The following is a 14,626-nucleotide window of genomic DNA, read 5'->3' on the forward strand; positions in this document are numbered from 1 at the left end:
TCTTCGCCAAGCTGAAAGCGCTGCTGCGGACCGCAGCCACCCGCACCGTACCCGACCTCCGGGAGGCCATCCGGCAGGCCTTCACCCGCTTCACGCCAGACGAGGGCCGCAACTGCCTCGACGCCGCCGGCTACGACAAAGACTTGGCCGTCGCTACGTAAGCGGGAACGGCTCTAGCCGCGGCCGCACGCACAGGCCGATGCCCGTGGTGAACTCACCTCTGATTTGCACTTCGTGAACGCCACGGAGGCGTGCGCGCACCCGCTGGCCAACTGTGTCGATCCTGGGGCTACTTCTCGCGGAAGGCCCGCCGTGCCTGATCGACGAGTGGCTTCGTCAGGTAGGACAGGATCGTCCGGTCGGCCGTCCGAATGAACGCTTCGACGGGCATGCCGGGCATCAGCTTCGCCCCGTCGAGCTTGGCCAGTTCGTCCTTCGTCACGCCCAACCGGACGAGGTAGTAGAAGCTGCCGGTCCGCTTGTCCTCGCTCACGTCGGCGGCGATCCGGGTGACGCGGCCGTTGAGTTCCGGCGTCGTCCGCTGGTCGAAGCTCGGGAGGCGCAGGCCCGCGGCCTGGCCCGTCTGGAGCCGGTCGATATCCTGGGGCGCGACGCGGACCTCGGCCACGAGCGAATCCGCGTTCGGCACGATCAGCAGGATCGGCTCGCCCGGGGCGATCACGCCGCCGCGGGTGTGGACCACGAGTTCGTGCACGTAGCCGGCCTGCGGCGCGCGGATCTCGATGCGCTGAAGCTGGTCGAAGGCGGTGATCTTCTGCTCCATCAGGGTCGCCGCCTTGGCGCGGTTCTCGGCGAGGTCCTTTCCAACCTCGCTGCGCAGGTTCTGTTCGAGCTGGATGATCTGCAATTCGGTCTCGGCGATCTTGCCCTTGGTCTGGGCGATGCTGGCCACGAGGACGCCGCGCTCACCCTTGAGCCTCGACATGTCGCGCTGGAGGCTCGTCAGCCGCGTCAGCTGGATCAGGTTCTTCTTCCAGAGATCCTCGACGCCCACATATTCCCGGCCGATGATCGCAGTCTCCTGCTCCTTGGCGGCCGCCTGCTCCACCAAGCCCTTGATCTCCTCGTCGAGCTGCCCGATCCGGGCGCGCAACTGCGCCTTCTGGCCCTGGAGCGCGTCGCGGCGGAAGCGGAACAGCTTGCGCTCCCCGTCGATGATCCGTCCGACCTCCGGCCCGGCCCCGTTGAGTTCGGCCGGGATCGCGAGATCCGGGCGGCCGTCGCGCTCGGCCTCCAGGCGGGCGTTGCGGGCCGCGATCTCCCACAGGCTCTTGCTGACGCTGTCGTAGGTGGCCCGGGCCGCGGTCGCATCGAGGCGCACCAGCAGGTCGCCTGCCTGCACGCGGGCCCCCTCCTGGATCGGCAACTCGGCGACGACGCCACCGGTCGGGTGCTGGACCTTCTTGATGTTGCTCTCGACCACCAGGGAGCCCGACGCGATGATGGCGCCGGACAGGTCCGTCGCCGCGGTCCAGGCGCCGACGCCGGTCGCCGCGAGGATCACGGCGGCGACGCCCGCGATATGGCGGCGTAGGGAGCGGCGCGTCCCGGCGGTCGGGTCGGCCTCCGGCGCGGACGGGGCGTGTTCCTCGGTCATGCGACCCTCGTGGGTGTCTGCCGGGTCAGGGTGCCGAGTTTCGCCAGAACCTCGTCGCGGGGCCCGTGCAGCTGCACGCGGCCATCCCCGAGCACGAGGATCCGGTCGACCGCCGCCAGGGCGCTCGGCCGGTGGGCGATCACCACCACGATGCCGCCGCGGGCGCGCACGCCCTGGACGGCCGCCGACAGGGCGCGGTCGCCATCGACGTCGAGGTTGGAGTTCGGCTCGTCGAGGACGACCAGGAACGGGTCGCCGTAGAGCGCCCGCGCCAGGGCGATCCGCTGGCGCTGGCCGCCGGAGAGCCCGAGACCGCCGGCACCGATCCGGGCATCGTATCCGCCCGGCAGCCGGAGCACGACCTCGTGGACGCCCGCGGCCTTGGCGGCGGCCAGGAGGGCATCGGGATCGGGCGCAGGATCGAAGCGCGTGATGTTCTCAGCAATCGTGCCGTCGAACATCTCGGTATCCTGCGGCAGGTAGCCGACGGCGCGGCCGAGGGCGTCGGGCTCCCATTGGTCGAGGGCCGCCCCGTCGAGGCGGATCACGCCGCGGCTCGGCCGCGCCAGCCCGACCAGGGCCCGGGCGAAGGTGGATTTCCCGGAGCCGCTGGCGCCGATCACCCCCAGGGCGCTGCCGGGGGCGAGGGCGACGTTCACGTCGTGCAGCACGAGTGTGTCGGTGCCGGGGGCGGCGATCGACAGGGCCGTCACGCGCACGCTCTCGCGCGGCGCCGGCAGGGGCGTCGGGGCGGCGGGCTCCCGCCGGGGCAGGAAGGCGACGAGGCGCCCCCAGGCCTGCCGGGCCGCCGTAAAGGATTTCCAGTTGGCGATGGCGAGATCGACCGGCGCCAGCGCCCGGGCCGACAGGATCGTGGCGGCGAGCATCACCCCGGCGGTCGCCTCCTCGCGCACGACGAGGAGGGCTCCCAGGCCGAGGATGCCGGATTGCAGCACCGTGCGCAGCAGGCGCGCGGTCGTGCCGAAGCCGATGGCGAGGTCGTTGCCGTAGGTCGCCACGTCGAGGTTCCGGCGGGCCCGGACCTGCCAGAGGGTCGCGATGCGGGAGCGCATCCCGAGGGCCGAGAGCAGGGGCGCGGTCCGGTGGGCCATGTCGGTGAAGGACCGGCGGTCGCCGGCGGCCCGGACGACCTCCTGCGTGGTCGCGGCCGAGGCCCAGTCGGTCAGGATCGTGAGCCCGCACAGGACTACGGCACCCGCGGCGATGGCCCCCCCGAGCCAGGGATGAAACAGGACGCAGACCGCGATGTAGAGAGGTACCCAGGGCAGGTCGAAGAAGGCGCTCAGCGCCAGGCTCGACACGAAGCCGCGCACGGTATCGAGGTCGCGCAGGGCCTGCGGTCCCTCGTCGCTGCGCGGCATCTCGGAGCCGCGGGCGAGGAGGGTGCGGAAGATCCGGTGGCCGAGGCGCTCGTCGATGAGGCGCCCGAACCGCGACAGGATCCGCGCGCGGAAGACTTCGAGCACGCTCTGGATCACGAGCAGCATCAGCGTGATGCCGGCCAGCCCCACCAGGGTGGCGATGCTGCGGCTCGGCAGCACCCGGTCGTAGACCTGCAGCATGAAGATCGGGGCGGTCAGCATCAGCAGGTTGATGAGACCGCTGACGATCATCACGGTGATCAGGCACGCCCGCCCGGCGCGGATGGCGGCCCAGAATTCCCGGCGTTTCGCAACACGCAGCACGCGTTCGTCGGTCACAGGTTTTCCCCGGCTTCTCGGTTCGGCGCAGAGACGTCAGGCGACCGCTTGGGCATCCCCCGCCGCGGGTGCGGCGGGGGATGTCGGTCTCACAGCCCGAGCAGATGCAGGCCGCTCGTGGTCGTGTGCGGGGTCGGGTCGGTGTGCTGGACGTCGGCGTGGCTGCCGAGATCGACCGTGGCGATGCCCAGATCGACGCTGGCGGCATGCGACGCCCCGGCATCGGCCGAGGGAGCCGAGGGAGCCGAGGCGGCCGGGATGACGTCCGCGAGGTGACCGACCAGGGAATCCGCCCCGCCCCCGCCGGTCTGCGGCAGCTGGATGCTGTCGCCGGTCAGCAGGTTCGCCGTGGCCAAGCTCGGCTGGTCCGCACCGACCGCGACCGCGCTCGCCTGCGCGGTGTGGGACGTGTTGTCAGCGGGCGTGAGGATTGCGGCGTCGGCCACCGGCGTTGCGGTGGCCGGGCCCGCGGACACATCCACCAGCGGGTGCGTCCCGGCCCCGGACCCGCCCGCCGTGCCGCCGGTGAGGCCCCCGAGGAGCGAGCCGGCCGCGTTTCCCGCCGTCCCGGACGTGACCGAGCCCAGGGCAGCCGTCACGGGAGTCAGGACGCCGTCGAGCCCCGTGCCCGATCCCAGGCCGCTGTCTCCGCCGGTGGGGAGGGCACCCGTCACCGATGTCAGGACGCCGCTGGCCGCATCCGCCACGTGACCGGCATCGGTCGCGACCTGACCCAGGGCGGGTGCTCCGTTCCCACCCAGCACGGCCCCGGGCAAGTTGACGGTGTCGGTGATGAGGTTGCTCGTCTCGCCGAGCTGGCCGAGGCCCGCCGTGTTCCCGAGGTTGATCACGGAATGGATCGGGTCGTTCAGGACCGGCACGTCGTGGCCGACCTGCTCCAGATTGGCATGGACCGTATCGATCAGCGTGTTGCCGACATCGCCCACGGGCTGGAGTGGGGCGCCGGCTCCGAGCAGGGCGCCGGTTCCGTTCTGACCGCCAGCGGTTATGCCGTCGAGGAGGCCACCGAGCGGGCTCGCGGCGTGATCGCCGAGCAGGCCGTCCACCGTGGTGGTCACCGGGGCAAGGAGGCTGCCGAGCGCCGGGGTTCCGGTCCCGCCGTGACCGAGCCCGTCGAGGGTCCCGGTCACGCCGTCGAGGAAACCGCCCGCGGCATTCGTTACCGCGCCGGCGTCGCTCAGGATGGGGGACAGCGTCCCGAGCCCCTGACCGCCGAGCAGACCGCCGGGCAGGCCCGCCGCGTCGGTGAGCAGATTCCCGGACTCGCCCAGGTGGCCGAGGCCGACGGTCTCACCGAAATTGGTCAAGCCGTGGATCGCATCGTTCAGCAGCGGAAGCTCGTGGCCCACATTCTCCAGGGTCGCGTGCAGGTCGAGGATGCCCGCATTCGCGAGGTTCGTGACCGGAGCGAGAAGTCCATCCGACGCGAGTAGGCTGCCGCCATTCGCGGCCCCGGTGACGGAGCTGAGCAGCGTATCGCCGGCGCCCAGGACGTGACCGAAATCCGACAGGACGGGATCCGCCGACGCGAGGCCGCCGTTCAGGAGGGAACCCGGCAGGGTCGAGGTGTCGGTGAGGAGATTGCCGGATTCACCGATATGCCCGAGGCCGACCGTCTCGCCGAGGCCGGTGATCGCGTGGATCGGCGCGTTGAGCTCGGGGTTCTGATGGCCGATATCCTCAAGGGTCGTATGGAGATCGAGGATGGCTTGGTTGAGAATCTGGGCTTCCGGCGCGAGGACGCTGCCGGGTCCGACGAGGCCGTTGCCGGCCTCCGGCACCGCCGTCACCGCATCGACCAGAGTATTGGCCGCGTCGGTGATATGACCGGCATCAGACAGCAGCGGAGCCACCGCACCGACAGCGCCGGGATTGGCGACGGTGCCCGATAGATCGGTGATCAGGTTGCCAGGCTGACCGATATGACCGAGCCCGACCGTCTCGCCGAGATTGGTCAGGCCGTGCAGCGGACCGCTCAGCGGCGTGACCTCATGGCCGGCATCTTCGAGCTGCGCGTGCGTATCGAGGATGATCTGGTTGGCCGTATCGGTCAGCGTCTCGGGAAGCAGCGCGCTGCCGTCGCTGCCGGGGGCGGTCTCGACCGTCCCGTCGATCAGCGAGGCGATCGGGCCGAGACTCGCGAGCTGCCCCGTGGAGAGGGCGGTGGACGAGAGCAAAGCACCGGGGCCGACGATCCATTCGAGCGACCGGGCCGGGTTGAGGGCGGTAAGGGGGGATGAAGACACGAGCACCTCCGATTTTTATGCGCAATCGGAAGTTCAATCGATAGTTGCATTCCTCAGATTGGATCATCATGAATAGGTTAAAGCTGCGTTTTTCTCCTTGAGGCAATTCGATGAATATAGTATCTGTAATTGGGTAATAAATCACACGGACCTTTACGATCTTGATTGGGACTTAGAAAGATGGCTTTATATGTCTTTATGTCGTGATATCTTATAGGCTAACGCAAATCCGCTCGGCGGATGCTGGGCACAGGTTTGGTCACGGGCGAACCTTCCATATCGCCTGGAGCGACGGGGCGGTGCCGTGTTTGTGGGGATCGCCCAACGCACAAGCCGCGGTCCGCACGGCCCCGAGCCGCCGGGCTGTCTTGCAGCCATGATGCTCTGAGGTCGTCGGACAGCTCATGGCAGGAGGGCTTGTTCAAGCACAGATGAGATGTTCGCTTCCACGAACTCGTTGTCCAGAGGGCATAGTCGCAGGCCCATCCTGAGCGGCTTTTCCGCGTCCGACCCGGACCAGTCGTTCGGGTAGCAGAGCGCGATGCCCGGAACCGGACGTTCAGCATGCGACCATTGCACGATTGAAGCTGTCCGATGGCGCCAGGTCGGCTTCGGTGACGATTCAACGCGAAGGCGGTCAAGCTGTCGACCTACTGCACGATACGTCGCGGCGTGGTTACGTCCCAACGCGCAGCGTCCGAAACGTAGGGTCATCCTGGCCGGCGGGCCTGCCCTGTTCCAGGCACCGCGCCCGTGGCGCTTGGCTTTGATGATGCATCGCGGCCTGGCTCGTTTCTTGGTCGCTCGGAACGCCATGACCCACGATTTGTCTCCTCGGTTGGCCGTTCGAACGTTCCTCTCAGTCGCCCCGCCGCGAACGGCCCAGATGCGAAAGGGGCGGCCGTGAGCGCCGGAATCGCTTGGGCGGAGCGCCGCCGCATCGCCGAGCAGGCACGCGGCGAGCGGCCGTGGTCGCTTTGGGGTCCGTATCTGAGCGAGCGGCAATGGGGCACCGTGCGCGAGGATTACAGCTGCGACGGCAATGCGTGGCGCTCCCTGACACACGATGATGCGCGCTCGCGCGCCTACCGCTGGGGTGAGGATGGGCTCGCCGGGCTCTGCGACGAGCGTGGCCTGCTCTGCTTCGCACTCGGCCTGTGGAACGGGCGCGACCATATCCTGAAGGAGCGTCTGTTCGGCCTAACCAACGAACAGGGCAACCACGGTGAGGACGTCAAGGAACACTACCATTACCTCGACGCGGTCCCGAGCCACGCCTACCTCAAGTTCCTCTACCGCTATCCACAGGCGGCCTACCCGTACGACGAGCTCGTCCGCGAGGGGCTGCGGCGCAGCCGCGAGGAGCCGGAATACGAGATCGACGACACCGGAATCTTCGACGGCGACCGGTTCTTCGACGTCACAGTGGAATACGCCAAGGCGGATGTCGACGACATCCACGTCACCGTCTCGGCGACGAACCGGGGCCCGGAGGCCGCCGACCTCCACCTCGTCCCGCAGCTCTGGTTCCGCAACACGTGGTCATGGCGGGAGAACGGCCCACGCCCGCGTCTCGCAGTCCGCCCCGAGGGCGGCATCGCCTGCGAGCATCCCCGCCTCGGCCACTATAGGCTGGCCTACGAGGGCGAGCCGGAGATCCAGTTCTGCGAGAACGAGACGAACCTGCACCGCGCCGGCCATACCGAAGCCGAAGGCCCGTTCAAGGACGGACTCCACGCGGCCATCGTCGGTGGCGACGATACCGCGATCCGGCGCGATGCCGGGACCAAGCTCGGCCTGCACTACGCGTTCAACCTAAGATCCGGTGAAACGAAGCGGATCCGCCTGCGGCTGTCGGCGGGGACGCGGATACGCCCGCTCGATGAGGACGGCAGCCTCCGCGACTTACGCGTCGCCGAGGCCGACGCCTTCTATGACGACTGTCAGGACGGGATCACCGACCCGGATGCCCGCGCGATCTTCCGGCAAGCCGCCGCGGGGCTGATCTGGTCGAAGCAGCTCTATGCCTACGACGTGCGGGTTTGGCTCAAGGGCGATCCGCTGCAGCCGGTGCCGCCCCGCGAGCGTGAGGGCGGCCGTAACACCCACTGGCGGCACTTCGCGGCCTCCGACATACTCTCGATGCCGGACAAATGGGAGTATCCCTGGTTCGCCGCCTGGGACCTTGCCTTTCACTGTCTGCCGCTGGCGCTGCTCGATCCGGACTTCGCCAAGAGGCAGCTTCTGCTGCTGACGCGCGAATGGTACATGCATCCCAATGGCCAGCTGCCGGCCTACGAGTGGGAGTTTTCCGATACCAACCCTCCGGTCCATGCGTGGGCGGCCTACAGGGTTTTCGAGATCGACCGCGCACGCCGCGGCGGACGCGGTGACGTCGCCTTCCTGGAAGGCGTTTTTCACAAGTTGCTGATCAACTTCACGTGGTGGGTGAACCGCAAGGATGCGGGCGGCCGCAACGTGTTCCAAGGTGGCTTCCTCGGCCTCGACAATGTCGGCGTGTTCGACCGGTCGCGCCCGCCACCGGGTTTCGGCATGGTGCATCAGGCAGACGGCACCGCCTGGATGGCGATGTATGCCTTGAACATGATGCGCATCGCCCTCGAACTTGCGGTCCACAACGATGTGTACGAGAGCACCGCTTCCAAATTCTTCGAGCACTTCCTCCTGATCGCCGAGGCGATGACCGACATGGGCGGCGAGGGCCTCGGCCTCTGGGACGAGGACGACGAATTCTACTACGATGAGGTCGATATCCCCGGTGCCGGGCTGCTGCCCTTGCGCGTCCGCTCGATGGTCGGGCTGGTGCCACTCTTCGCCGTCGAGGTGATCGAGCCATCCATGCTTCAGCGCCTGCCGGATTTCGCTCGACGGCTCAACTGGTTGCTAGAGAACCGCCCGCATCTTGCCCGTCTCGTCTCGCGCTGGAACGAGGGCGGCGTCCAAGACCGCAAGTTGTTATCGCTGCTGCGCGGGCACCGCATGAAGGCATTGCTGCGGCGGATGCTCGATGAGGCGGAATTCCTCTCACCCTATGGCATCCGCTCCCTATCGAAGTTCCATCGCGACCAGCCCTATGCCCTGAACGAGTTCGGTGCCTCCTTCACGGTCCGGTACGATCCAGCAGATTCCACCTCGAACATGTTCGGCGGCAACTCCAACTGGCGCGGGCCTGTATGGATGCCGACAAACTACCTGATCATCGAAGCTCTGCGCCGCTTCTACACCTATTACGGCGACGACTTCCTCGTCGAATTTCCTACTGGTTCAGGGGAGATGCGCACCCTTGCCGCAATCGCCGACGCACTCCAGGACCGGTTGATCGCCCTCTTCACCAAGGATGAGGTCGGTCGCCGGCCAGCTCTCGGCGATCGGACCCCGCTTCCACTGGCTGCGGGTGCCGAGGAGGCCTTGTTGTTCCACGAGTTCTTCGATGGCGAGACCGGCCGCGGCCTCGGCGCCTCCCACCAGACCGGCTGGACAGCCCTGATCCTCAACCTGCTGCACCACCGGGCGAGGCAGCACGTGTAGACAGCTTGGCGGTCGAGAGGCAGCTTGAGACGTTTTCGGACAAGAGTTCCCACATTCGCAGATTTTTGCCGGACTGAAAGCACTCGTGACCGTGGTGCGAGTTGCGCGAACGTCCGATTTGCGGGTCTCGCCTCCCGAAAGCGGACCAGACGCTTTCCACCCATCTGAGACGTTCAGGCGGGCGTTTCGTGATGGCAGATGCTGGCCGGAAGCGGTAGGTCCGCTTAGGCGTAGGTTCGCAGGAAGAACGGACCTGCGCTGAGCCGGTGCGCACGGCGCTTTGATCCGGCGGAGATAGGGGTAGGATCAGCTCAGGGAGGCGGAAGCAGTGCTATGGCGGATGGTGACAAGGAACTCGTCGCCTTGTTTGAGGGGCTCGATACGCCGAGCGTCTCGGACGCGATGGACAAGCTCGGCTTACCGGGACAATGCTTCGGTATCGCCCCCCTCGACGACTACACGCAGACGGTGGTCGGGCCGGCGTTCACGGTGAAGTACGTGCCGGCGACGACCCCGCCCGGCACGGTTGGCGACTTCATCGACGACGTTGCCGAGGGCGATGTCGTCGTGATCGACAACGACGGACGGACTGACTGTACGGTGTGGGGGGACATCATGACCCAATACGCCGGCGCGCACCGCTTCGCAGGAACGGTCATCGATGGTGTCTGTCGCGATGTCGCCAAGGCGCTCGGCGACGGTTATCCGATGTTCACGCGTGGCCGCTTCATGCGGACCGGCAAGGACCGGGTGCAGGTGGAGGCGGTGAACGTCACCATCTCCGTCGGTCAAGCGCGTGTAGGCCCACGCGACATCGTCGTGGCTGATGCAAACGGCGTGATCGTGGTGCCGCGGGAACGCGCCCGCGAGGTCGCCAAACTCGCCCGTGAGATCGAGGGTGTCGAGCATCAGATCCGTGAGGAGATCGCGCGGGGCAAGAGCCTCAAAGAGGCGCGAGAAGCCCTCGGCTACCACAACCTGCAGCGCAGGCGCTGACCACAATCGCGTCACTGCTCGCAAATCCCGCGCTTGAGCACGGAGGCTCGCCCCCCTGGCGCCGGCGGGGACCGCCTCGCATTCGGCCGATGCTCGATCCGTTGTTTAGCGACGCGCATGCGCGGTCGGATCCTCGTGGCCGGCCGCCTTTCGAACGTACCAGAACCCATCGAACCGAACGTCGGCAGGATCACGGCATCGGCGCTGCCGGATAGAACTGCTTCCGGCGAGCCCTCTTCGACCGTGGGCCGGCCGGATGACGCACTCGTGAGGCGACTGATTCCGTGGGCGCTTCGACAGCCGCATCGTTGAGAAACAAGACTTCGAAAGAATGCCCTCCTCGCCCGTTACGACCCTGTGAGGTCAGGAGCGAAAGCGTGTGGCGCGGCCATGGCCAACCGCGGCGCCGTTCCGTCCGCACGGCAGGCCCTGAGCTTGGCACATACAAGAATACGATCGAGTGAGGAACGCATGAGCGATGACATCGAGGCGCGTACGATGCGCCGCGTCTACTGGCGGCTGATCCCGTTCCTGTTCCTCCTTCTGGTCATCAATTACCTCGACCGGGTCAACATCGGCTTTGCAGCCCTGCGCATGAACGCCGATCTCGGCCTCAGCGCCACCGCGTTCGGTTTCGGGGCCAGCATCTTCTTCGTCGGCTATGCCCTGTTCGAGGTTCCCTCTAATCTGATTCTGCATAGGGTCGGAGCGCGCGTCTGGATTGCCCGCATCCTCGTCAGCTGGGGGCTGGTCTCGGGCTGCATGGCTTTCGTCCAGGGGGAGACGAGCTTCTACATCCTCCGCTTCCTCCTCGGCGTCGCGGAGGGCGGCTTTCTGCCCGGCATCGTGTACTATCTCACCCGGTGGTTTCCGATCGAACACCGATCCAAGGCGAACTCTGGCGTGGTCGCGGCGACCGCCGTGGCCTCCGTGGTTGGCTCACCCCTGTCGGGTGCGATCTTGACCTACATGCCTGAAGTCTTTGGCCTGCGCAGCTGGCAGTGGATGTTCCTGGTCGAGGCCGTCCCGGCCGTTCTGCTGGGTATCGCCGTCCTGTTCTGTCTGACAGAGCGCCCAGAGATTGCGCGCTGGCTGCCAGCCGACGAGAAGGCTTGGCTGGCACGACGCCTGTACGAGGAGGGGAACCTCACGGCAACGCGGGGTGATCTCCCGTTCTGGCGGGTCGCCCGGCTTGGGCGCGTATGGGCCCTGGCTGCGCTCTTCACCTGCTTCCTCACGGCGTTCTACGGCGTGCTGCTGTGGCTGCCCCAGATCGTCAAGGCGTTCGGTGGCCTCACGGACGTCGAGGTCGGCCTGCTCTCGGCTCTGCCGTTCCTGTGTGGCGCAACTGCGATGCTGCTCTGGGGGCGCCACTCCGACCGCAAGCGGGAGCGCAAATGGCACTTGGCCGCCGCGCTGGGTCTGGGCGGTCTCGGGCTTCTGGGCAGCGCTTACGCGCCGGACAAGCTGGCGAGCTTCGCATCCCTGTGCGTGGCAGCCGCCGGCATCTGGGGCGGCCTGGGGATCTTCTGGAGCCTCACCGGTGATTTCCTCTCCGGGGGTGCCCGCGCTGCCGGTATCGCGCTCATCAACACGCTGGCGCAGCTCGGCGGTCTCATCGGTCCCTGGATGACCGGTGTCGTACGAGATTGGGCCGGCAGTTTCACGGCAGCGCTCGCCGCGATGGCCTGCTTCGCGTTCCTGGCCGCGCTGATCGCCGCGCTCCTCGATGACCGGCTCGCCACTGCCGAGCCGACCTCAAAGGCTGTGGTCGCCTGACATGAACGATGCCGCATCAACCAAAGTCGGGAACAGCACCGCGTGCCGCCGCCTACGGGTGGCCGTTCTCGACGACTACCAGCGCGTGGCGCTCGAATACGGAGATTGGGAGCGGCTCGGTCCCGATCTCGACGTGGCTGTGTTCGACCGCAATCTCGATCCTGAAGAGGCGAAGGTCGCGCTCGCGCCCTACGAAGTGCTCTGCCTCATGCGCGAGCGCATGGCCCTGTCAAGCGGGCTGATCGAGGCTCTGCCAAACCTTCAGCTCGTGATCTTCACGGGCGTTCGAACGCGCTCGATTGATTTTGCGGCGCTCGCCGAGCGGGGGATCGTCGCTTGCCACACCGGAGGCGGGGAGATGCAGCCGGCGACAGCCGAGCTGACCTGGGGCCTGATCCTTTCGGCGATGCGCCATCTGCCGCGCGAGATGGCTAGCATGCGGGACGGCGGTTGGCAGACCACAGTGGGCACCGTTCTCGAGGGTCGCACGCTTGGGCTGCTCGGTCTGGGTAAGCTCGGGCAGCGCGTGGCGGCGATCGGCGCGGCCTTCGGCATGCATCGTATCGCCTGGAGCCCCAATCTCACCGCCGAGCGCGCCGAGGCCGCCGGCGTCACCCTTGTGGACAAGGACAGGTTGTTCGCGACCTCGGATGTTCTGACCCTGCACATGGTGCTTAGCCCGGCGACCCAGCATCTCGTCGGCGCGTTCGAACTCAGCCTGATGAGGCCGGGGGCGCTCCTCGTGAATACGTCGCGCGGTCCCTTGATCAACGAGAATGCGCTGATCGAGGCATTGCGCATTGGCCGTATCCGTGGTGCGGCGCTCGACGTCTACGATCAGGAGCCGTTACCCGCTGATCACCCTCTGCGCCGCCTTGGGAACGCTTACCTCACGCCTCACCTCGGTTACGTCACGGAAGGATCGTACCGTTCATTCTTCCGAGACGTGGTGGCGGTCATCGCCGCTTGGCAAGCGGGCGTTCCGATCAACGTGGTCCCGGTCGGCTGAGGCTCGGTACGACGCCCGCGACAAGATCGAGTTAAGCCGCCCGAAACTGGCCGAAAGCGGCCCGGCTTCTTCGAGGCTCGATTGGCACGCAAGCAGACAGTCAGTGCAGTTCGGTGATCGGCTCATCGTGACCCGCAGCGCTGCTATCGGACGCCGATGTCCGACCACCGCTGAGCATCCGCTTGCAATGACGCTGCCGCGAACGCGTCGCGGGCTCTGATGCAGCCGACGAGGCGACTGGAGGTGCCGGCCTCGACCACGGCGATCGTGGCGCGGTCGTCTGACCGCGCGGGCGACCGCGTCGGCCACCGAACGTTCTTCAGCCGCGATGTTGCCGAGCGCCCCGTGCGTCTTGACGTAGGTGATGCGGTGCCCTGCATAGGCGGCGAGCGCCTGGGCAGCCCCGACCTGATAGGCCACCAGGCGCTCGACCTGGCCCGGGCTGAACGGGATGCGGCGCCGGCCGAACCCCACAGGTCGGGGAAGCCCGGATGGGCGCCCATCGCGACGCCCTTCTCCTTCGCCAAGGCGAGGGTGCGGGCCATGATCTCGGGATCGCCCGCGTGCAGGCCGCAGGCGACGTTGGCGGAGGTAATGATGCCTAGGATCGCCGCGTCGTCGCTGCAGGCATAGGCGCCGTAGCCTTCGCCGAGGTCGGAGTTCAGGTCCGCGCGGGTCATCACACGTTCTTCCGTCTCGCCATGTGCCGGTGGTGCCGGCACGGGACGGTCTCAAATTCCGAGGTAGGCCCGCCGCACCTCCGGATCGTCGCGCACCTGCGCCGCCGGCCCGGAGAGGATGACGCGCCCCGTCTGGAGGACGTAGGCGCGGTCGGCGATGGCGAGACTTTCCGCGAGCCGCTGCTCGACCAGCAGGACGGTCACGCCTGCGTCGCGGATCGCCGTGACGGCGGCGAAGATCTCGTCGACGAGCTTCGGCATAATGCCCTGCGAGGGCTCGTCGAGCATCAGCAGTCGCGGTCGGGTCATCAGGGCGCGGCCGATGGCCAGCATCTGCTGCTCGCCACCGGAGAGAGTTGCGGCCCGCTGCGGCAGCCGCTCCTTCAGCCGGGGAAAGAGCGCGAAGACCCGTTCCAGCGGCGCCTCGCGGTCGGCCTTGCTCCGGTGCAGGTAGCTGCCGAGCCGCAGATTGTCGGCGACCGAGAGGCGCGGGAACAGCCGCTTGTTCTCGGGCACGTAGGCGACGCCGCGGGCGGTGATGAGGTGGCCCGGGAGCCCGTCGAGACGGCCGCCATCGAAGCGTACGGTCCCGTCGCGCGGCCGCTCGAGCCCCGCGATCGACTTGAGCAGCGTCGACTTGCCCGCGCCGTTGGCGCCGGCCACGACGACGATCTCGCCCTCGGCGACGTCCAGCGAAACACCCTGGATCGCCAGCAGGCCCTGGTAGGCGGTGGAGAGCGCGTCGACCTCAAGCAGCACGGTGGCGTTCCCCGAGATAGGCCGTGATGACGCCGTCGTCCCGCACCACGTCGGCCGGCAGGCCCTGGGCCAGGACGCTGCCGAGGTGGAGCACCACGGCCCGGTCGACCAGCGGCATCACCACCTCCATCACGTGCTCGACCATGATCACGGTCACGCCCGTGGCCGCCACGCGCCGGATCAGCGCGACGCCGGCCTTGGCCTCGGAGGGCGTGAGGCCGGTGAGCACCTCGTCGAGGAGGAGCAGG

At 67.6% G+C, this 14,626-nt stretch carries 8 protein-coding genes and 3 pseudogenes; 5 read left to right on the forward strand and 6 right to left on the reverse strand.

Annotation, left to right across the window (positions count from 1 at the left end):
* A pseudogene (locus MKK75_RS23890) lies at positions 1–161 on the forward strand (IS630 family transposase); the annotation flags it as partial.
* A 128-nt stretch (positions 162–289) separates the two neighbouring features.
* Here MKK75_RS23890 and MKK75_RS23895 read toward each other — a convergent pair.
* From MKK75_RS23895 to MKK75_RS23905, 3 genes are all read right to left on the reverse strand, one after another.
* Positions 290–1,618: an HlyD family type I secretion periplasmic adaptor subunit gene (locus tag MKK75_RS23895; protein ID WP_244045003.1), complete on the reverse strand. Its 1,329-nt coding sequence runs from the start codon at positions 1,616–1,618 to the stop codon at positions 290–292.
* A complete protein-coding gene (locus MKK75_RS23900; protein ID WP_244045004.1) occupies positions 1,615–3,339 on the reverse strand; it encodes a type I secretion system permease/ATPase in 1,725 nt (574 codons plus the stop codon). Before MKK75_RS23900 ends, MKK75_RS23895 begins: the two co-directional genes overlap by 4 nt.
* Before the next feature lie 89 nt (positions 3,340–3,428).
* Complete coding sequence (locus MKK75_RS23905) at positions 3,429–5,606, reverse strand: hypothetical protein (RefSeq protein ID WP_244045005.1); 2,178 nt, start codon at positions 5,604–5,606, stop codon at positions 3,429–3,431.
* Positions 5,607–6,509: 903 nt separating this feature from the next.
* On the opposite strand from MKK75_RS23905, the gene MKK75_RS23910 reads away from it, so the two are divergent.
* The 4 genes from MKK75_RS23910 (at position 6,510) to MKK75_RS23925 (ending at position 12,939) form a co-directional block, all read left to right on the forward strand.
* Positions 6,510–9,155 carry an MGH1-like glycoside hydrolase domain-containing protein gene (locus MKK75_RS23910; protein ID WP_244045006.1) on the forward strand — a complete coding sequence of 882 codons (2,646 nt, stop codon included), beginning with the start codon at positions 6,510–6,512 and terminating at the stop codon, positions 9,153–9,155.
* Positions 9,156–9,488: 333 nt separating this feature from the next.
* Entirely contained in the window at positions 9,489–10,151 is a 663-nt protein-coding gene (locus tag MKK75_RS23915; protein ID WP_244045007.1) for an RraA family protein, read from the forward strand.
* A 471-nt stretch (positions 10,152–10,622) separates the two neighbouring features.
* A complete protein-coding gene (locus tag MKK75_RS23920; RefSeq protein WP_244045008.1) occupies positions 10,623–11,930 on the forward strand; it encodes an MFS transporter in 1,308 nt (435 codons plus the stop codon).
* A 1-nt stretch (position 11,931) separates the two neighbouring features.
* Positions 11,932–12,939: a D-2-hydroxyacid dehydrogenase family protein gene (locus MKK75_RS23925; RefSeq protein ID WP_244045009.1), complete on the forward strand. Its 1,008-nt coding sequence runs from the start codon at positions 11,932–11,934 to the stop codon at positions 12,937–12,939.
* Positions 12,940–13,218: 279 nt separating this feature from the next.
* Here MKK75_RS23925 and MKK75_RS23930 read toward each other — a convergent pair.
* The 3 genes and pseudogenes from MKK75_RS23930 to MKK75_RS23940 form a co-directional block, all read right to left on the reverse strand.
* Positions 13,219–13,619: pseudogene (locus MKK75_RS23930) on the reverse strand (LamB/YcsF family protein); the annotation flags it as partial.
* A 51-nt stretch (positions 13,620–13,670) separates the two neighbouring features.
* On the reverse strand, positions 13,671–14,378 hold the full coding sequence (locus MKK75_RS23935) for an ABC transporter ATP-binding protein (RefSeq protein ID WP_409567607.1): 708 nt from the start codon (positions 14,376–14,378) through the stop codon (positions 13,671–13,673).
* A pseudogene (locus MKK75_RS23940) lies at positions 14,368–14,626 on the reverse strand (ABC transporter ATP-binding protein); the annotation flags it as partial. The pseudogene MKK75_RS23940 and the gene MKK75_RS23935, both read right to left, overlap by 11 nt.

The organism is Methylobacterium sp. J-030, assembly GCF_022829545.1.
Taxonomy (GTDB): domain Bacteria; phylum Pseudomonadota; class Alphaproteobacteria; order Rhizobiales; family Beijerinckiaceae; genus Methylobacterium.

What these genes read in the sequence shown, in the direction of transcription:
- MKK75_RS23895 (WP_244045003.1), bottom strand. Translation starts at nt 1,618, where the DNA reads ATGACCGAGGAACACGCCCCGTCCGCGCCGGAGGCCGACCCGACCGCC.
- MKK75_RS23915 (WP_244045007.1), top strand. Translation starts at nt 9,489, where the DNA reads ATGGCGGATGGTGACAAGGAACTCGTCGCCTTGTTTGAGGGGCTCGAT.
- MKK75_RS23920 (WP_244045008.1), top strand. Translation starts at nt 10,623, where the DNA reads ATGAGCGATGACATCGAGGCGCGTACGATGCGCCGCGTCTACTGGCGG.
- MKK75_RS23925 (WP_244045009.1), top strand. Translation starts at nt 11,932, where the DNA reads ATGAACGATGCCGCATCAACCAAAGTCGGGAACAGCACCGCGTGCCGC.